Source organism: Pseudoduganella albidiflava (assembly GCF_004322755.1).
In the GTDB taxonomy this organism is placed as follows: Bacteria; Pseudomonadota; Gammaproteobacteria; order Burkholderiales; family Burkholderiaceae_D; genus Rugamonas; species Rugamonas albidiflava.
The window spans coordinates 5,495,773-5,515,801 of the sequence record NZ_CP036401.1; the positions used below are offsets into that span (position 1 = coordinate 5,495,773).

Here is a 20,029-nt window from a genome sequence, read left to right on the forward strand (position 1 = left end):
CCGCCATCTTACTCCACGCCACGGGGAAACGCCGACAACAAGCTGCGCGTGTACGGATGTCGCGGATTACGGTACAGCTCGTCCGCATCGGCCGTCTCGACCACCGCCCCGCCCTGCATCACCATGATCCGGTCGGAGATGTGCTTCACCACGGCCAGGTCGTGCGAGATGAAGATGTACGACAGGCCGAATTCATCCTGCAGGTCCTGCAGCAGATTGAGCACCTGGGCCTGCACGGACACGTCCAGCGCCGACACGGATTCGTCGCAGACGAGGATTTCCGGCCGCATCCCCAGGCAGCGGGCGATGGCGATGCGCTGGCGCTGCCCGCCGCTGAACTCGTGCGGATAGCGGTGGAGTGCCTGCGCCGGCATGCCCACGCGGTCCAGCAACTCCAGCGCCATCGCCACCCTTTGCGCGTCATCGGCGCCGATCCGGTGCAATCGCATCGGTTCGAGCAGGATCTGCCCGACCGTGAAGCGGGGATTGAGGGAGGCGTAGGGATTCTGGAAGATCACCTGGATACGCCGTTTATACGGGTGGAATTCGCGGTCCGGCAGCGCCAGCAGGTCGCGCCCGTCGAACAGCGCGCTGCCGCCGCTGGGCCGGTGCAGCCGCAGCAGGGTCAGGCCCATCGTCGTCTTGCCGGACCCGGATTCGCCCACCACGCCCAGCGTCTTCCCACGCGGCAGCTGGAACGACACATCCTTCACGGCCTGGAATTCGCGCTTGCCGAACAGCCCCTCGCGGAGGACAAAACTCTTGCGCAGGTGGCGCACGTCGAGAATGATGTCATCGTCGGGCGCGGTACCACGTGCGCGCTGCGGGATCGCCTCTGCCCGCCGCTCGCTCTCCTCCTGCCTGCTCTCCTTCTGCCTGTTCTCCTCCTGTTCATTGCCCTCATTCCCGCCCTCCTGCCCGCCCTCCTCCACATCCTCGCCCAGATAGTCGCCGATCACCGGCAGCCGCGCCGGCCGGCCCCGCAGCGACGGCCGGCAATGCAGCAGTGCCCGCGTGTACCGGTCGCGCGGGGCGCCGAGCACCTGCGCCGCCGTGCCCGCCTCCCGGATCTCGCCATGGCGCATCACGATCACCTGGTCGGCGATCTCCCCCACCAGGCCCAGGTCGTGCGTGATGAACAGCACGGCCATGCCGCGCTCCCGCTGCAAGCGGGCGATCAGGGCCAGGATCTGCTTCTGGATCGTCACGTCCAGCGCGGTGGTCGGCTCGTCGGCGATCAGCAGCTTCGGCGCGCAGGCGATCGCCATGGCGATCATCACGCGCTGCTGCTGCCCGCCGGACAGCTGGCCCGGATAGGCATCGATCTTCACGGCCGGTTCGGGAATGCCCACCTCTTCCAGCAATTCCAGGGTGCGGGCGCGCGCCTGGCGCCGGCTCATGCCCAGGTGCCGGCGCAGCACTTCGCCGACCTGGAAACCCACCGTGAATACGGGGTTCAGCGACGACATCGGTTCCTGGAAGATCATGGCGATGTCGCGCCCGCACAGCGCGCGCCGCTCGGCCGCCGGCAGGCGCAGCAGCTCGCGGCCATCGAAGCGGATGCTGGCCGCCGGGTCGACCAGCGTGGTATCCGGCGGCAGCAGGCCCATCACCGCCAGCGAGCTGACCGACTTGCCGCTGCCCGATTCGCCCACCAGCGCCACCGTCGCATGGCGCGGCACGTCGAAGGAAATGCCCTTGACCGCTTCCGCCGTCGTGCGCCGGTCCACCTTGAAGGCGATCCGCAGGTCGCGCACTTCCAGCAGGGCACCGGGCAGGCGCGCGCTCATCCCTTCACCCTCGGGTCGAGCGCATCGCGCAGCGCATCGGCGAGCAGCGAGAATGCCGTCACCAGCACCGCCATCGCCGCCGCGGCGGCCGTCAACTGCCACCATTTCCCCAGCAACAGCTCGTTCTGCGCCTCGTTCAGCATCGAGCCCCACGACACCACGCCGGCCGGCACGCCGAAGCCGAGGAACGACAGGATCACCTCGGCCTTGATGAAGCCCACCACCAGGATCGAGACCTGCACCAGCGCCACGTGGCTGACGTTCGGGAAGATATGGGCGAACATCTTGCGCCATGCCGAAGCGCCGATCGCCTCCGCCGCCAGCACGTATTCACGCGCCTTGTGGCGCAGGTATTCGGCACGGATCAGCCGATAGGGCCCGGTCCAGCCGGTGAGCCCCAGGATCAGCACGATCGTGCCGACGCCCTTGGTCTGCAGCACCGCGGCCACGGTCAGGATCATCAGGATGGCCGGGATGGCGGTGAACACGCTGTACAGCCACTCGAACAGGTCGTCGACGATGCCGCCGCAATAGCCGGCCAGCGCCCCGCACAGCGTGCCCAGCCCCACCGCGACGAACGCGGCCACGAGGCCGACGACGATGGACGTCTCGGCGCCCTTGATGGTTTTTTGCACGATGTCGTGGCCCCACTTGTCGGCACCGAACGGCAGCGTGGCCCGCCGCCCGCCCTCTTCGCCAGCGCCAGCGCCGGCGCCGCGTGCCGGTTCCGGCGAGGCGGCCAGGCCGGCCCGCAAGGCGGCGATCTCGGCGGCGAGCGGATCGAATGGATTGGCGCGCGGGGGCTGCCCCGGCATGGCGGCCGGCGCCGCGCCCGGCGCCGGCGTGCCGAGGAACGATGGCGGCGCATAGCTGACACCCACCTCGCGCTCCCAGCCGGCGGCCACCAGCCCGGCGGCGGACAACGCCACCAGCACGAGCCAGCCGGCCACCACGGCCAGCGCCGCCATGGCCAGCCGGTCGGCGCGCAGGCGGCGCCAGGCCAGCCTCCACAGGCCGGCCGGGCTGGCGTGCATCGCCGTCGTCATGGTCGTCGTCGTCATCGTCATCGTCATCGTCGCCTTATGCCGGCTGCACCCGCGGATCGACGATGCGGTACAGCACGTCCGCCAGCAGGTTGAACACCATGGTGGCAACCGCCACGTACACGGTGATCGCCTTGATGACGGGGAAATCGCTGCGCTCGACGGCCAGGATCACTTCGCGGCCGATGCCGGGAATGCCGAAGAAGCGCTCCAGCAGGAATGCGCCGATCAGCAGCGCCGGCAGGCTGGCCATCACGTGCGTGATGATCGGGATCGCGGCGTTGCGCAGCACGTGCACCCACATCACGCGCCGCTCCGGCAAGCCCTTGGCGCGCGCCGTGCGCACGTAATCCTGGTTCGCTTCATCGAGCATGAAGCTGCGGTACAGCCGCAGCGTGGGCGCCACCGAGACGGCCAGGCCGATCAGGATCGGCAGCGGCGCATAGCGCAGCAGGTTCTCCGCCAGGCTGTCGCCCCAGCCCTGCACCGGAAACAGCCCCAGCCGGTACGCCAGGCCGTACTGGAACGCGATGATGTAGACCAGGATCGATACCGACATGGCGGCCGTGCACGCCACCATCACGGCGCGGTCGGTCAGCGAACCGCGCACGAAGGCGATCGCCAGCGCCAGCGCGATGCACAGCGCCGTTTCCAGGATCGTCAGCGGCACCAGCACCGTCAGCGATGGCCCCAGGCGCGAGGCGATGATGTGCCCCACCGGTTCGCCGGTGGCCCAGCTCTGGCCGAAGTCGAAGGTGGCGATCTGCTGCACGAAGATCATCAGCTGCACGTGGTACGGCTCGTCCACGCCGAGCTGGCGGCGGATGCCGGCGATGGCCTCGGCGCTCGACATCTTCCCGGCCAGCACATAGGCGGGATCGCCGCCGACCCAGTTGAACAGGATGAATACCAGCAGCACCACGCCGGCCATGGTGGGCAGCATCTGCCACAGGCGGCGCAGGACGAATGGGAGCATGGAAGGGCCAGGGAGCGAAAACGTAACGGTAACGTAAAACCCGGCGGCACGGCGGCACGCCGCCTGCGCCGAATAAAGTTGCTACATGCAAATTTTCGACAAGAAGTGTATCAATTCGTCCACAAGCGTGATCTCCCGACTATTCAACAAGGAAACCCAGAGTTGGCCGAAGATCATTACAGAAGATATCCAAGTGAGCAAAATTGTCACGCTTTGCTTGTCTTTCGATTAATAAAATGATAAGTCGCGCGCGCCGGGGAATTCACTTCGACAACTTTTTATTTGACCGTCACGAAGGCGAAATGATTACATGCAGCCTCAAGGAAGCGGAGCGCTTCCTGGACACGAGCAACGGATACGCACACAACGCCGCCTTTGTAGCTCATCAGAAATTATTTGTGGAGGTAGTACCCATGGTAGAGAAAATGATGGCCCGTTCGGTTCGCCTGTTATTCACGGGCGGCCTGATGGCCACGCTGGGCATGGCAGGCACGGCCGCGGCCCAGGACAACACGAACATGCAGCGCGTGGAAATCACCGGTTCGAGCATCAAGCGCGCGACCGCGGAAACCGCATCGCCGGTGCAGGTGATCGGCCGCGAAGAGCTGCTGCGCTCGGGCAAGAGCACCGTTTCCGAATACCTGCAGACGCTGACCGTCGACGGCGCCGGTTCGCTGCCGACCGGCTTCGGCAACGGCTTCGCCGCCGGCTCCACCGCGATCTCGCTGCGCGGCCTGGGCGCCACCTCCACGCTGGTGCTGCTGAACGGCCGCCGCATGGCGCCGTTCGCGCGTGCCGACGATGGCCAGAAGAGCTTCACCGACCTGTCGACCGTGCCGATGCAGATCGTCGAGCGCATCGAGATCCTGAAGGATGGCGCTTCGTCCACCTACGGCGCCGACGCGATCGCCGGCGTGGTCAACATCATCCTGCGCAAGGACGTGCAAGGCCTGGAATTCAAGGCCGACACCGGCTGGTCGCGCTATGACGACGGCAAGCAGAACAAGGCTTCGGTCACGTTCGGCAAGGGCGACCTGGACGAAGACAAGTACAACTGGGTGGTCAACGCCGAGTACATGCAGTCCGACCGCATCAAGAACAGCGACCGCAAGGACCGCGCCTACATCGGCAGCGGCGACCTGCGTCCGTATGGCTTCCCGATCGGCACGCAGTTCGCCGGCGGCTACATCAACGGCACCAACAGCGTCAGCCCGTCGCCGACCGGCATGGTGCGCGACCCGGTCACCACGAACTACGTGAACCTGCCGGGCTGCGCCGGCATCTCGGCCACCACGAACCAGGCCGGCGCGAACGGCGGCTGCCTGTACTACCAGGATCAATGGCGCGACATGCAGCCGGAGATCGAATCCCTGAACCTGTACACCAAGGGCACGCTGCAGATCAACGAAGCGACCCAGGCCTACGTGGAACTGGGCTACTCGAAGCGTTCGACCGCCTTCACGATGACGCCGCCGTCGGTCACCCCGACCGTGGCCTTCCCGCCGAACGCGCAAACGCCACAGGGCTTCATCAACTACGGCAACCTGAACCTGATGTCCGCGGCACACCCGCAGAATCCGTTCGGCGCCAATGCCCGCATGCGCTACATCGCCGCCGACATCGGCCCGTCCGAGCGTAACGCGGACAACGAATTCCGCCGCTTCGTCGTGGGCGTGAAGGGCTCGCTGGCAGGCTGGGACTACGACACCGGCTTCACGTACTCCGATTCCCAGCTGGACCTGGAATACACGAACATGCTGAACATGAACGTGGTGACCCAGGCGCTGTCCAACCCGGCTTCGCAGTACTTCCCGTACTACATCGGCGACCAGGCCCACCGCAACCCGGCCTCGCTGTACCAGGCCATGGTCGTGAACGCCATGTCGCACTCGAAGACCAGCCTGTCCGTGATCGACTTCAAGGCATCGCGCGAACTGCCGATCGCCCTGCCGGGCGGTAACATCGGCCTGGCAATCGGCGCCGAGCACCGCCGCGAGAAGGTCACGAACCCGTCGCTGGCCGGTTCCGAGAACGGCTCGATCAACTCGTCCTACGTGGCTGCGTTCGGCGATGCGAAAGTGTCCGCCGTCTACGCCGAGATCCTGGCACCGATCCTGAAGTCGCTGGAACTGTCCGCCGCCGTCCGCTACGACAAGTACGACAACTTCAACTCCACCACGCCGAAGGTCGGCCTGAAGTGGACGCCGATCCGCACGTTCGCCCTGCGCGGCACGTACACGGAAGGCTTCCGCGCGCCGGGCGCCGCCGAAGGCAGCTCGTCGTCGCAATCGACCGGTACCTCCACCGTGCGCGACCCGATCCGTTGCCCGAACAACACCCCTGCCGCCGGCGGCGCTACGCAGACCGACTGCGGGATTCCGGTCGCGGCCGTCAAGGTCGGCGATGCGAACCTGCAGCCGGAAACGTCGAAGGGCGTGACGCTGGGCATGGTGTGGGATCCGTTCGAAGGCACCTCGGTGGCGCTGGACGGCTGGAAGATCAAGCGTGAAAACGAGATCAACCCGCTGCCGTACAACGAAGCGGCCGCCCTGCCGACCGCGATCCGCAACGACAACAACCTGGTGCAGAACGGCCAGGTGATCCCGAACTCGGGCACGCTGATCCTGACCCAGGCACCGTACCGCAACTCCAGCTTCACGGAGATCTCGGGCGTCGACCTGGACATCAAGCAGCGCCTGCGCCTGGGCGACTACGGCCGCGCCACGCTGGGCATGGTGATCACGCACGTGGCCTCGTGGAAGCGCCAGGAGTCCGCGACGACTGTCTACCAGTTCGCCGGCACGCACGGCAACTGCGACACGTCGAACTGCGCCGGCACGCCGAAGAACAAGGTCAACCTGTCCGCCACCTGGGACATCAATGCCTTCAACTTCAATGCCAACCTGAACTGGCGCGACAAGATGAAGAACATCTACTTCGAAGGCGGCCCGTGCGCGTCCACGCTGGCCAACGGCCAGCCGGGCACGAAGGATTGCGAAATCGCTTCGTTCACGACGCTGGACCTGTCGACCCGCTACAACGTGAACAAGAACTTCACGCTGTTCGCATCGGTCAACAACGTGTTCGACCGCGTCGCCCCGCTCGATCCGCTGACCTACGGCGGCATCAGCTACAACCCGATGGATGCATCGGGCGCGATCGGCCGTTACTTCAAGATCGGCGCAAGCTACAAGTTCTTCTAAGCCGGCATCCGGCAATTATGAAAGGCGCCCCGCGAGGGGCGCTTTTTTTTGCGCTGTCGCGCCCCGCGCCCTCCAGGGCACCGCATCCGGTCCCGCCGGGATACTTCATGCAGACGTTTCCCGACGCCCCAGCCGAAGGACCGCCGCGCACGGTGGCTATTTTTTGTGGCGATGACACAACATCACGGCCGGACTTCGTGCCGCCGCGAGTCTTCCGCAAGAGTCGCCGGCGGGCCAATGTACATTCGTGAACAATCCACTTTCATAGCTACCAGCCTGGTCATGCCGCTTGCTGACCATTTGCCAAAACTTGGCAGCGCGCCGTCACTTTTACTTACATCCGCCGAACAAAAATTGACAACAGGCACGTTTAGATGGTTTGATATGCCCCCCGTGATTATTTGTGAGAATCACCGGGGCTAGTGGTTACTGCAAAACAGTTACTTCCAGTTGCAGCATGGGCTGCGCCGGCCTCCGCCTTATCCGGGCGGCGGCCGCTTTGTCGTTCGCAATAACCTGAAAGAAGTTTCATGATTGAGAAAGTATTGTCTCGCTCCCTGCGCGTAATGTTCGCGGGCAGCCTGGCGATGGGCATGCATGCCGCGACCGCGCAGGAAGCCGCCGAGCAGCCCATGCAGCGTATCGAAATTACCGGCTCGTCCATCAAGCGCATCGCCGCCGAAGCGTCGCTGCCGGTGCAGTCCTTCAACCAGAAGGACATCAAGAAGACCGGCGTCACCACGGTGACCGACTTCATCCAGCAGATCCCGGCAATGCAGGGCTTCACCGCGGCGGCCGCATCGGTCGGCGGCGGTGGCGGCGGCGTCACCACGGCTTCCATCCACGACATCGGCGAGCAGTACACGCTGGTGCTGCTGAACGGCCGCCGGATCGCCCCGTCCAACTCCGGCACCACGATCGACCTGAATTCGATCCCGCTGTCGGCCGTGGAGCGCGTGGAAGTGCTGACCGACGGCGCCTCGGCGCTGTACGGTGCCGACGCCATCGCCGGCGTCGTCAACTTCATCCTGAAGAAGGGTGCGTCCGAGTGGCAGATCGATGCCAAGTACAACAACCCGGAACGCTCCGGTGGCGCATCGAACTCGGTCTCGATCTCGAAGGGCTTCGGCGACATCGACGAAGACGGCTACAGCGTGTTCTTCTCCGCCAGCCACGACGTGCAGAAGTCGCTGAAGGCTTCGCAGCGCAGCTTCGCCAACAGCGGCTTCATCAACTTCACCGATCCGGCCACCGGCAAGGCACTGCAATTCGCGACCGGCTCGAGCCGCGCGCTGCCGGCCAACGCCACGGTGCGCTACACGGCCGCCGACGGCTCGGTGAACTCGCTGAACCTGAACCCGTACGCCCTGTCGCACAACGGCGCATGCGCGCCGATGAACGCCGATATCTACGGCGACGGCAGCTGCTACTTCGATTCCTCGTCGACCATCGAGATCAACCCGGAAACCAAGCGCGACGCCGTGTTCAGCTCGGGCGAACTGAAGCTGGGCAATACCGGCTTCCGCGCGTTCTACGACCTGGCCTTCACGAAGGCCGGCATGCGTTCGGCGATCGCCCCGGTGCCGGCGCAGTTCTCGATCGCCCAGGGTTCGTCGCTGTACAACCGCTACATCCTGCCGTACCTGACCGCCGAGCAGGCGGCCGGCGTGACGAGCGTGAACGCGAACTACCGCCTGATGGAAATGGGCAACCGCACGTATGACTACGGCACCAAGGCCACCCATATCGTGGCCGGCGTGGACGGCAATGCCTTCGGCTGGGACCTGAACTCCGCGTTCACCTGGTCGCGCAACCGCCAGACGCAGGATTACGTCAGCGGCTTCCCGCTGGCGAACAAGTTCAGCGCGGCGGTGGATGCCGGCCTGATCGATCCATTCAGCTACGGCCTGGGCGAGATGCCGGCGTCGATGCGCAACACGCTGCTGGGCACCGGTGTCTCGGGCAAGAGCCAGACGCAGACCGTGATCATGAAGAGCTGGGATGCGCGCGGTTCGCGTGAAGCGTTCAAGCTGCCGGGTGGCGCGGCCATGCTGGGCGTGGGTGTCGACTACCGCGACACCAACTACCACATGGACTACGAGCCGATCTCGGAGAACGCCGAGGTCCTCACGGAAAGCGGCGGCGTCGACAGCGGCTACCACCGCGCCAACAGCGGTGCCTATGCCGAGCTGATGATGCCATTGACGAAGGCCCTGGAAATGACCGCCTCGGCGCGTTACGACCGGATCGGCGCCGTCAAGGACAACGTCGGCGGCAAGACCTACGGCGATACCGAAAGCGCCAACACCTGGAAAGTGTCGGCCAAGTACTCGGCCACGAAGAACCTGATGTTCCGCGCCGCGGCCGGCACCGGCTTCCGTGTGGCGAACATGCAGGAAATCGCCGGCGTGCAGGAAGACTGGGGCGTCACCGAAGGCACGTACCAGTGCCCGCTGACCGGCACCGGCCATCCGCTGGCATCGTACTGCAACGGCGTCGGCCGCACGCAGTTCGAGGCATTCCGCTCGGGTAACGCGAACCTGAAGCCGGAAAAGTCGAAGCAGTGGTCGATCGGTACCGTGTGGGAACCGACCGGCAACCTGTCGCTGGCGCTGGACCTGTGGAACGTGGAAATGCGCGACCAGGTCGACGAAGTGTCCGAATCGCTGATCTTCGCCGATCCGATGAAGTACTCGTACCTGTACACGACGAAGCACATCAACGCCACCGGCGCCGACCAGCTGGCCGTGATCTTCGCACCGATCAACATCGGCAAGCGCGAAAACCGCGGCATCGACTACGACCTGACGCACAAGCAGAACATCTGGGGCGGCCGCCTGACCAGCCGCCTGGCCGGTACCTACTTGCTGCGCTCGCGCTTCACGGTGCCGGGCACCAGCGACGACTGGACCAGCAGCCTGAACCGCTATGGCATCGACAACAAGGTCAGCTTCCGCCACGTGATCCGCGCCTCGACGTCGTTCGAGACCAAGCAGCTCACGCACACGCTGACCGCCAGCTACCGCAACGGCTACGCCGACAAGGAATGGACCGTGGATGACTGCACCGTGATCGTCGCCGGTTCGCCGGGCGAATGCCACGCCGCCGCGCTGGACGTGCCGAGCTACACCACCTTCGACTACCAGGTGGCTTACCGCCCGCTGTCGAACGTGGAAATCTCGGCCGGCGTGCTGAACCTGTTCGACCGCAATCCGCCGCTGTCGCTGCGTAACGCCGGTTCGCACCAGATGGGCTACAACCCTGCCTACTCCAGCGCGCTGGGCCGGCAGCTGTACCTGTCCGGTTCCTACCGGTTCTGATGGACCCCGGGCCTCGCGGCCCGGTGGCCAATTAAAAAGCGGCGCCTCGTGCGCCGCTTTTTTTGTTGGGAAATGTTTCCTAAAAACGGGGACAGTCCCCTTTTTGAGGAAATGTTTCCTGAAAACGGGAACAGTCCCTCCGGGCGGGACAGTCCCCATAGTTTTAACAACACTTTCGAGGTTTATTCGCCCTTCAGGCGGCGCTGGCGGACGGCGTCGGCGAGCTGGGCGAGCACTTGCTCGCTGGCTTCCCAGTCGATGCAGCCGTCGGTGACGGATTGGCCGTACGTCAGCTCCTTGCCCGGCACCAGGTCCTGGCGGCCGGCGACCAGGTGCGATTCCACCATCACGCCGACGATGCGCGTGTCGCCGCCAGCCACCTGGCCGGCGATGTCGGCGCACACGGGCACCTGGTTTTCCGGTTTCTTCGAGCTGTTGGCGTGGGAGGCGTCGATCATCAGGCGCGCGGCCAGGCCGTAGCCGGCGATGGCCTTGCTGGTTTCTTCGACGCTGGCGGCATCGTAGTTCGGCGCCTTGCCGCCGCGCAAGATGACGTGGCAATCCTCGTTGCCGCTGGTCGACACGATCGCCGAGTGGCCGCCCTTGGTGACCGACAGGAAGTGGTGCGGCTGCGAGGCGGCCTTGATCGCTTCGACGGCGATCTTGATGTTGCCATCGGTGCCGTTCTTGAAGCCCACCGGGCACGACAGCCCCGACGCCAGCTCGCGGTGCACCTGCGATTCGGTGGTGCGGGCACCGATCGCGCCCCAGGCGATCAGGTCGGCGATGTACTGCGGACTGATCACGTCGAGGAATTCGGTACCGGCCGGCAAGCCCAGTTCGTTGATGTCGCGCAGCAGTTCGCGCGCCATGCGCAGGCCGTCGTTGATGCGGAAGCTGTTGTCCATGTACGGGTCGTTGATCATGCCCTTCCAGCCCACCGTCGTGCGCGGCTTCTCGAAATACACGCGCATCACGATTTCCAGGTCATCCTTCAACGCCTCGCGCACCTTGACCAGCCGCCGCGCATATTCCATCGCCGCCTTCGGATCGTGGATCGAGCACGGGCCGATGACGACCATCAGGCGGTCATCCTGGCCATGCAGGATGCGGTGCAGGGCCACCCGCGCGCCGGACGCCGTGGCGGATGCGGCTTCGGTACAGGGGAATTCGCGGATCAGGTGCGAGGGAGGAGTCAGTTCCTTCATCTCGCGGATGCGCAGGTCGTCGGTGCGTTGCATGGTGCTCTCCTGGAAAAATGCGGCTCGAATGGCTTGAAAATTCGGTCTGGAAGTTCGGGTAGAAGTACGGCTAAAAAAAAACCGCCATCGCTGGCGGTTTCTTCGTATCTGCTGGTCTCGCTTGCTTCTCGCTTACGTGCACCGGCCTTTACTCAACCGCCTTGGGGCAGGGAGCCAAAAGTAAAAAAAGCCGGTAAAGAAAACAAAGCGGTGCATGGGATCGAGTCCTTTGAGTGAAGTTCACTATAACAACAAGCTTCGAGTTTTGGCAAGGAATTGTTTGACGGAGCAGCTTGCACGCTTTCGCCAGGCGCCCTCATGGCCCAGTCATGTCATGCACCGTGCCCGCGCGTGCCTGCCGTATCGCCACCGTGGACAAAAGACGCCGGTCGACACTCGCCATCCGCCCCCCGATTGCCGGATCGCTCCATCCCGGCACACGCCGGCGCGGCCATTCATCGCCTCGCCCGGCAGTCCGGTGACCTGCGAGATTGCGCTATCAGAATAAATGCCGCTCCGCTCGATAATGCAGGAGGCCCGGCAAATAACATTCCCCGATCGACCAAATATTGGTTTCTCGATGGTATCGATTTGATAGTCGGTGAGCCGTTCTTATTTAAGGCAGATTTAAGTCTTCTTAAGCCCGGGCATTTGGAGGAGATAGGGACCGGGCCGCCGATGGGTGATCTGGATGTTCCGGAACTGCCCTGATCATGGGCCGATTTGCCAGGAATCGCCGCGCTACGCCACATCCATCACGCGGCATCTTACTGCAAAACAAACCAACTTCGATTAATAACAGTCTATCTTCCGCTAAAGATGGGCGTTAGCGAAAGACGTGGGCGAATCTCCCTATATATTTCACCAGAGAATATGATTTTGATATGGGGATATACCACAGCTTATGTCAAAGCCCGTTTACCGTTGCATCTGTTGCGCACAGGAGACATCCGAGTTCCATATGACCCTTAACTCCTATATAACGTTCATTCTCACGAATACAAATGGATACATTTCCGGAGAGTTGAAGATGAAACGAATGAAAATACGCCCAATTCCGGGTGTAGTACGGCGGGCCTTCCCCATCGCGGCACCGCTGTTGATGACGATGCTGACGGCACAGGCGCAGAACGCCCCTGCCACGACCACCGCGCAACCGATCCAGCGCGTTGAAATCACCGGCTCGAACATTCGCCGCGCGCAGGCCGAAACGGCATCCCCGGTCCAGACCGTGAACCGCGCCGATATCGAAAAATCGGGCAAGACCACCGTTGCCGAACTGCTGCAGACGCTGGCGGTCGACAACCAGGGCTCCGTGCCGACCACCTTCGGCAACGGCTTCGCCTCCGGCGCGTCCGGCATCTCGCTGCGTGGCCTGGGCGCCGCGTCCACGCTGGTGCTGCTGAACGGCCGCCGCATCGCGCCGTACGGCCTGGCGGACGACGGCCAGAAAGTCTTCGCCGACCTGAACATCATTCCCGCGGAAGCCGTGGAACGCGTCGAGATCCTGAAGGACGGCGCCTCCGCCATCTACGGTTCCGACGCCATCGCCGGTGTGGTCAACGTCATCCTGCGCAAGGACTACGTGGGCACCACCGTGCGCCTGTCGCAGGGCCTGTCGAACGAAAGCGACGGCGGCGACACCCGCCTGGCTGTCACGCACGGCGTGGGCGACCTGGAAACGGACCGCTACAACTTCCTGTTCTCGGCCGAATACGGCAAGAAGCGCGAAGTGTGGAACCGCGACCGTGCCGGCCGCGGCGCCGTGGGCCGCGCCGACTTGCGCGAGTTCGGTTTCTCGGCACAGGAAGCGCTGGGCGGCACCGGTGCCATCGTTGCCCGCAACAGCGCCGGCAGCTCGGTCGTTGGCAACGTGCGCAACCCGCTCACCAACGATTACTACAGCCGCGGCAACCCGGCCGGCGTGGGCTTTACCCGCACCTTCCCGGGCGCGGCCTGCTCGAACTTCACCAACCACCCGCAGGGCGATCCGGGCGGCGGCTGCCTGACCGATGCTACGCAGATGTACAACCAGATCCAGCCGCGCCAGGAAACGCTGAACCTGTTCGGCCGCGCGACCTTCCAGCTGAACAACGACTGGCAGGCCTACGTGGAACTGAACGGCTACCACAGCGATTCGGAATCGTGGTCCACGCCATCGGGCATCAGCGGCAGCGTCGGATACCCCGGCGGCCCGGTCAACAATGCGGACGTGTCGCTGGGCGCGGATCACCCGGACAACCCGTACTTCGGCAGCCGGGCGCGCCTGCGCTACATCGCCTGGGACGTGGGCCCACGCACCAGCGCCATCGAAACGAACTTCGTGCGCGCCGTCGCCGGCCTGAAGGGCTCGGTAGCAGGCTGGGATATCGACAGCGCCCTGCTGTTCTCGCAAAGCAAGACGAATCGTGACCAGAACGGCTACCTGCAACGCGACGCGACCTTCGCCCTGCTGGACCCGAGCGCAGCAAACATCGCCGCCGCCAATGCCGGCAGCGCCGCCTACCGCGGCCTGCCAGCCGGCAGTTTCTGGCGCATCGGCGAAAACGCCGGGCTGAACTCGCAAGCCATCTACGACGCGATATCGCCGACGATCTCCAACGATGCCACCACCAGCATCGCCGTGGCCGACGTGAAAGCGTCGCGTGAATTCGGCCAGCTGCCGGGCGGCGCGATGGGCGTGGCCGTCGGCGCGGAATTCCGCCACGACGAGACCGAGCTGCAGCCGACCTCCGGCACCGAGCGCGGCAACATCATCGGCCTGGGCTATTCGGCCTACGAAGGCCAGCGCAATTCGGCGGCACTGTACGCCGAATTCGTGGCACCGGTGCACTCCACGCTGGAACTGTCCGCCGCGCTGCGCTACGACCACTTCAACGACGTGGGCAATTCGTACACGCCGAAAGCGGGCTTCAAGTGGACGCCGGTGCGCAGCTTTGCCCTGCGCGGCACGTTCGCCCGCGGCTTCCGTGCGCCGAGCGCGGCGGAAAATGGTCGCGGCGGCCTGGCGGCGTTCTCCACGTCGGACGATCCGGTCCGCTGCGCACTGGGCGTCGCGGCAGCCTGCGCCTCGTCGTCCGTTGCCGTGATCACGTCGCCGAACCCGGACCTGTCGCCGGAAAAATCGAAGAGCTTCTCGGTTGGCGCCGTGTGGGATCCGCTGCCGCGCACCAGCATCTCGCTGGACGCCTGGCAGATCGAGCGCAAGAACGAGATCAACCAGGAAACCACCTCGGCTGCGATTGCCGCGGGTAACCTGGTTCGCGATCCGGGCAGCTCGCAGTTCGCCGGCGACCCAGGCGCCATCGTGGCCGTGCTGACCAACTACATCAACTCGAACTCGACCAAGGTCAACGGTATCGACCTCGATGCGCGCACCACGTTCCAGATGGGCGACGCCGGTTCGCTGACGGCCGACATCAAGTGGACGCACATGTTCAAGTTCGAGCGTACCGACCTGGAAGGCAACACGGTCGACTACGCCGGCACGCACGGCAACTGCGATGCGACCAACTGCATGGGCACGCCGGATAACCGCATCAACCTGGGCCTGTCCTGGGACCGTGGCCCGCTGCGCCTGTCCGGCGTGATCAACCACCGCGGCAAGTTCGACAACACGCTGTTCAAGGACGATCCGGACGGCTGCGCCTTCCACTTCGCCAACGGCGACGATTCGCCGAATGGTTGCAAGATCAGCTCGTTCACGACGCTGGACCTGACGGCCAAGTACCGCTTTACCAGCAAGGCCGAACTGTTCGCCACGATCCAGAACGTGCTCGACAAGGAGCCGCCGCTGGATCCGCTGACCTACGGTGCCGCCGGCTACAACCCGCTGGACTACAGCGGCGCACTGGGCCGTTACTTCCAGGTGGGCATGCGCTACACGTTCTAAGCTACATTGCTACAACAAAAATGGGCCTTCGGGCCCATTTTTTTCACCTGCGATTTGTTGACGATCAATATCGTGTCAAAGTGTTATTGCGAGCTGATGCACACAAGTGAAAACATCGGCTACTTCTGAGCAGTTCCATGAAAACTACTTGAGGAAGAACCCCCATCCATGAAGACCACCCGTCCGCGCCATCCCCGCTTCAACCTCCGCCTCGCCACCCTGCCCCTCGCCCTTGCTTCCCTTGCCACCGCTGCCGCGCCGGCTTATGCCCAGCAGGCCGAGGAAGGCCAGATGGCGCGCGTGGAAATCACCGGCTCGTCGATCAAGCGCATCCAGTCCGAAACGGCCACGCCGCTGACCGTGTTCCGGGCCGAGGAATTCGTCAAGCAGGGCCTGACGACGGCACAGGAAGTACTGGACCGGATCCCGTCGAACCAGAGCAGCTTCGGCGCGGCCAACGCGGTGGGCGGCAATGCCAGCGGCTTGCCGACGGGCGGCCAGGCCACGGCCGACCTGCGCGGGCTGGGCGGCGACAAAACGCTGGTGCTGCTCAATGGCCGCCGCCTCGCCACCCACCCGTACGACGGCGCCAGCGTGGACCTGAACCTGATCCCGGTGGCGGCGCTGGAACGCGTGGAAGTGCTGCGCGATGGCGCCTCGGCGATCTACGGTACCGATGCGATCGGCGGCGTGATCAACTTCATCACCAAGCGCGGCGTCGACCGCGCCACCATCGCGCTGGAAGCCACCTTCCCCGAGGAGACGGGCGGGCGCGAACGGCGCGCCAACCTGACCGCCGGCGGCGGCGACCTGGACCGCGACCGCTGGACCGTGCTGGGCGTGTTCGACTACCACAAGCAGGACGTGATGACGTCGCAGCAGCGGCCGTTCTCGGCCACCGGCGTGATTCCCTCGCGCGGGCTGAACGAAACCTCGGGCACGCCCTTCCCGGGCAACTACTTCGATCCCGTCAGCGAAGTGGCCGGCAACCCCTATTTCGCCACCGGTTGCGACGCGCCGCTGTCCATCCCGCGCGCCAGCGACGGCACCTGCCGCCAGGACTACACGCGCCTGATCGACAACATCCCGGAACAGGAGCACGTCACCGCGTACGGCAAGGCCAGCATGAAGGTGGGCGCCGACCATACCGCGTCCGTCGAGCTGCTGTATTCGGTCAACAACGTCATGTCGCGCACGGCGCCGCCGCCGCAGACCGGCCTGATCCTGCCGGCCAGCAGCCGCTGGTATCCGGGCAACGCGGGTGGCGTGCCGGCGCAGCCGGGGCTGTCCGGCGAACCGCTCAATGTGAGCTGGCGGCCGACCGAGGCGGGGCAGCGCCAGATCCAGTCGAAAGGCCGCGGCACGCGCCTGGTCGGCTCGCTGGAAGGCCTCGTCGCCGGCTGGGATTACCAGGGTGGCCTGAGCTTTTCGGTCAGCCGGTCCGAGGAATTGTTCACGGGCGGGTATGTGCAGGACGCCGGCTTCGCCGCGGGTGTGCTGAACGGTATCCTGAACCCGTTCGGCCTGCAGGATGAAGCGGGCCGCGCCTATCTGGCCACCACGGCGCTGCGCGGCCGTGTGCAGGATGCCAAGAACCAGCAGACGGCCTTCGACTTCAAGGCCAGCCGCGAACTGTTCGACATGGCCGGCGGCAAGTTCGCCGTGGCGCTGGGCACCGAACTGCGCCACGAGAAAGCCGACTTCAACGTGAACCGCGACATCGCCGGCCAGGCCGCCAGCTCGGGTCTGTCGGGCTCGCTGTCGAAGGATGGCAGCCGCACCATCCAGGCTGTGTTCGGCGAAGTCGTCGCGCCGTTCATGAAGAACCTGGAAGCGTCGCTGGCCGCCCGCTACGACCACTACAGCGATGCCGGCAGCACATGGAATCCCAAGGCCTCGCTGCGCTTCCAGCCGCACCAGGCGCTGGTGCTGCGCGGCTCGGCCAGTACCGGGTTCCGGGCACCCACGCTGTTCGAGAAGAACGCCCCGCTGTCGCGCAACGATACCAGCAACAGCTATGACGATCCGATCCTGTGCCCGGGCGGCGTGCCGCAGCCGGGCGCCAATCCGCTGCGCGACTGCGACCTGCAGCAGTTCAAGCTGCAAGGCGGCAATCCCGACCTGAAACCGGAAAAGTCGCGCACCTTCTCGGTCGGCGCCGTGTTCGAGCCGGTGCCCGCCCTCACGCTGGCGGTCGACTACTGGGACATCCACCTGCGCGACAAGATCGGTGCGCTGCCGGAACAGACCATCTTCGGCAACTTCGACCGGTACCGCGACCGCTTCCTGCGCTTCCCGGACGGCTCGCCGAACGCGATCCTGGACTTGAACGAAAACCTGGGGAAAGTGGAAACCGACGGTATCGACGTGAGCCTGACGGCGCGCACGCCGAACCAGAGCTGGGGCGGCCTGTCGTTCACGCTGGACGGCACCTGGGTGCACAGCTACCAGTACCAGAACGAGCGCGACGGCGAATTCATCGAGAACGTGGGCCGTTATGCGGACAACTACGTGGTGTTCCGCTGGCGGCACAACATGGCCGTGACCTGGCGCTCCGGCCCGTGGAGCGCCACCGTCGCCCACAACTTCAAGACGCGCTACGACGACCAGAACCTGGTCGATCCGGAGTTCGTCAACCGGGTGTCGTCGTACAGCCTGGTGAACCTGTCGGGCACGTACACGGGCTTCAAGGACATCACGCTGACGGCCGGCGTGAAGAACCTGTTCGACAAGGACCCGCCATTCTCGAACCAGGGCACGGTGTTCCAGAAGGGCTACGACCCGCGCTATACGGACCCGATCGGGCGGGCGCTGTATCTGCGGGGTTCGTACACGTTCTGACCGGACCCTGGCGCTTCATACCCCAACGGCAGAAGCCGGGGTCGGACCCGCCGGGTCTGACCCCAGGGGTTGCTTCGGGGGTACCTGCATGCATGCCGGGTCGCGGGCGAAGTCAAGAACCAGGAACCCAAAAATAGGGACTCTTCCGCATCCAACAACAAAAAAGGCGCCGGGAGGCGCCTTTTTTGTGTGGAGCGAAACGCGCTTACGCGGTACCGCCGACGGTGACGCCGTCGAGCCGCAGGGTCGGCTGGCCGACGCCCACCGGCACGCTCTGCCCTTCCTTGCCGCACACGCCCACGCCGGGGTCGAGCTTCATGTCGTTACCGATCATCGATACGCGGTTCAGCACGTCGGGGCCGTTGCCGATCAGCGTGGCGCCCTTCACCGGGTAGGTGATCTTGCCGTCTTCGATCATGTAGGCTTCGCTGGCCGAGAACACGAACTTGCCGTTCGTGATGTCGACCTGGCCGCCGCCGAAGTTCACCGCGTACAGGCCGTTCTTCACCGAAGCGAGGATTTCCGCGGGGTCCTTGTCGCCGGCCAGCATGTAGGTGTTCGTCATGCGCGGCATCGGCAGGTGCGCGAACGATTCGCGGCGGGCATTGCCCGTCACCGGCATCTTCATCAGCCGCGCGTTCAGCGTGTCCTGGATATAGCCGCGCAGGATGCCGTCCTCGATCAGCGTGGTGCACTGGGTGGGATTGCCCTCGTCGTCGATGTTCAGCGAACCGCGGCGGTCCTGCAGCGTGCCGTCGTCGACCACCGTGACGCCCTTGGCCGCGACGCGCTCGCCGATGCGGCCGGAGAAGGTGGACGAACCCTTGCGGTTGAAGTCGCCTTCCAGGCCGTGGCCGATCGCTTCGTGCAGCAGGATGCCGGGCCAGCCCGGGCCCAGCACCACGGTCATCGGGCCGGCCGGTGCCGGGCGCGAATCCAGGTTCACCAGCGCGCCTTTCACGGCATCTTCCGCATATTGCGTGAGCAGCTCGTCGGTGAAGTAGCCGTAGTCGTAGCGGCCGCCGCCACCGGACGAGCCCATCTCGCGCCGGCCATTCTGCTCGACGATGACGGTGACCGACACGCGCACCAGCGGGCGGATGTCCGCGGCCAGCACGCCGTCGCTGCGCACCACCAGCACCACGTCGTATTCACCGGCCAGGCCGGCCATCACCTGCACCACGCGGGGATCCTTGGCGCGGGCGATTTTTTCCACCCGCTCGAGCAGCTTCACCTTGGCGGCGGCGTCGAGCGACGCCAGCGGGTCGTTCGGCAGGTACAGCGAACGGCCGCCCTGCTGGGCCAGGCTGCCGGCCACCTTGATCTTGCCGGCGCCGACGCGCGCGATGGTGCGCGTGGCGGCCGCCGCGTCGAGCAGCGCCGCTTCGGAAATCTCGTCGGAGTACGAAAACGCCGTCTTCTCGCCGGACACGGCGCGCACGCCGACGCCCTGGTCGATCGAGAAGCTGCCGGTCTTGACGATGCCTTCTTCCAGGCTCCAGCCTTCGTTCTTGGTGAACTGGAAGTACAGGTCGGCGTAGTCGACCTTGTGCGTGAACATGGTGCCGAGCGTCTTGATCAGCTTGGCTTCGTCCAGGCCGAACGGGGTCAGCAGGACGTCGCGCGCGACGGCCAGCGAAGAAAGGTTCGGTTCGAATGGTTTCATGTTGAATTTCCCGAGCTATGACTGGCTGTCATTGTAGTGGATTCGTGGCACGGCCGC

General features: G+C 65.0%; 9 protein-coding genes. 4 read left to right on the forward strand and 5 right to left on the reverse strand.

The window, feature by feature from the left end; translation table 11 throughout:
• Positions 1-8 precede the first annotated feature (8 nt).
• Genes EYF70_RS22840 through EYF70_RS22850 form a run of 3 tightly spaced genes read right to left on the reverse strand, consistent with a single transcriptional unit; the run spans position 9 to position 3,809 of the window.
• Positions 9-1,790 carry an ABC transporter ATP-binding protein gene (locus EYF70_RS22840; protein WP_131147447.1) on the reverse strand — a complete coding sequence of 594 codons (1,782 nt, stop codon included), beginning with the start codon at positions 1,788-1,790 and terminating at the stop codon, positions 9-11.
• The gene (locus tag EYF70_RS22845; RefSeq protein ID WP_229420516.1) at positions 1,787-2,851 is read right to left on the reverse strand and encodes an ABC transporter permease; all 1,065 of its coding nucleotides are present in this window, start codon (positions 2,849-2,851) and stop codon (positions 1,787-1,789) included. Before EYF70_RS22845 ends, EYF70_RS22840 begins: the two co-directional genes overlap by 4 nt.
• A 19-nt stretch (positions 2,852-2,870) precedes the next feature.
• A complete protein-coding gene (locus EYF70_RS22850) occupies positions 2,871-3,809 on the reverse strand; it encodes an ABC transporter permease (protein ID WP_131147448.1) in 939 nt (312 codons plus the stop codon).
• Between the two features lie 413 nt (positions 3,810-4,222).
• Here EYF70_RS22850 and EYF70_RS22855 point away from each other — a divergent pair, with 413 nt between their 5' ends.
• Entirely contained in the window at positions 4,223-7,012 is a 2,790-nt protein-coding gene (locus EYF70_RS22855) for a TonB-dependent receptor (RefSeq protein WP_229420517.1), read from the forward strand.
• Between the two features lie 545 nt (positions 7,013-7,557).
• Complete coding sequence (locus EYF70_RS22860) at positions 7,558-10,332, forward strand: TonB-dependent receptor domain-containing protein (RefSeq protein WP_165497777.1); 2,775 nt, start codon at positions 7,558-7,560, stop codon at positions 10,330-10,332.
• Between the two features lie 182 nt (positions 10,333-10,514).
• Here EYF70_RS22860 and aroG read toward each other — a convergent pair whose 3' ends face one another.
• Entirely contained in the window at positions 10,515-11,573 is a 1,059-nt protein-coding gene (aroG, locus tag EYF70_RS22865) for a 3-deoxy-7-phosphoheptulonate synthase AroG (RefSeq protein WP_131147450.1), read from the reverse strand.
• 1,039 nt (positions 11,574-12,612) lie between these two features.
• Here aroG and EYF70_RS22870 point away from each other — a divergent pair.
• Positions 12,613-15,465, forward strand: coding sequence for a TonB-dependent receptor (locus tag EYF70_RS22870; protein WP_131147451.1), 2,853 nt, complete (start codon positions 12,613-12,615; stop codon positions 15,463-15,465).
• Positions 15,466-15,633: 168 nt separating this feature from the next.
• Positions 15,634-18,306: a TonB-dependent receptor plug domain-containing protein gene (locus EYF70_RS22875; RefSeq protein WP_131147452.1), complete on the forward strand. Its 2,673-nt coding sequence runs from the start codon at positions 15,634-15,636 to the stop codon at positions 18,304-18,306.
• Between the two features lie 205 nt (positions 18,307-18,511).
• On the opposite strand, the gene tldD is transcribed toward EYF70_RS22875, so the two are convergent.
• Positions 18,512-19,972: a metalloprotease TldD gene (tldD, locus tag EYF70_RS22880; protein WP_131147453.1), complete on the reverse strand. Its 1,461-nt coding sequence runs from the start codon at positions 19,970-19,972 to the stop codon at positions 18,512-18,514.
• Between the last annotated feature and the right edge of the window lie 57 nt (positions 19,973-20,029).

Bases quoted from the DNA above. Each gene is read 5' to 3' on its own strand.
- EYF70_RS22840 (WP_131147447.1), bottom strand. From the start codon at position 1,790: ATGAGCGCGCGCCTGCCCGGTGCCCTGCTGGAAGTGCGCGACCTGCGG.
- EYF70_RS22845 (WP_229420516.1), bottom strand. From the start codon at position 2,851: ATGACGACGACGACCATGACGACGGCGATGCACGCCAGCCCGGCCGGC.
- EYF70_RS22850 (WP_131147448.1), bottom strand. From the start codon at position 3,809: ATGCTCCCATTCGTCCTGCGCCGCCTGTGGCAGATGCTGCCCACCATG.
- EYF70_RS22855 (WP_229420517.1), top strand. From the start codon at position 4,223: ATGGTAGAGAAAATGATGGCCCGTTCGGTTCGCCTGTTATTCACGGGC.
- aroG (WP_131147450.1), bottom strand. From the start codon at position 11,573: ATGCAACGCACCGACGACCTGCGCATCCGCGAGATGAAGGAACTGACT.
- EYF70_RS22870 (WP_131147451.1), top strand. From the start codon at position 12,613: ATGAAAATACGCCCAATTCCGGGTGTAGTACGGCGGGCCTTCCCCATC.
- EYF70_RS22875 (WP_131147452.1), top strand. From the start codon at position 15,634: ATGAAGACCACCCGTCCGCGCCATCCCCGCTTCAACCTCCGCCTCGCC.
- tldD (WP_131147453.1), bottom strand. From the start codon at position 19,972: ATGAAACCATTCGAACCGAACCTTTCTTCGCTGGCCGTCGCGCGCGAC.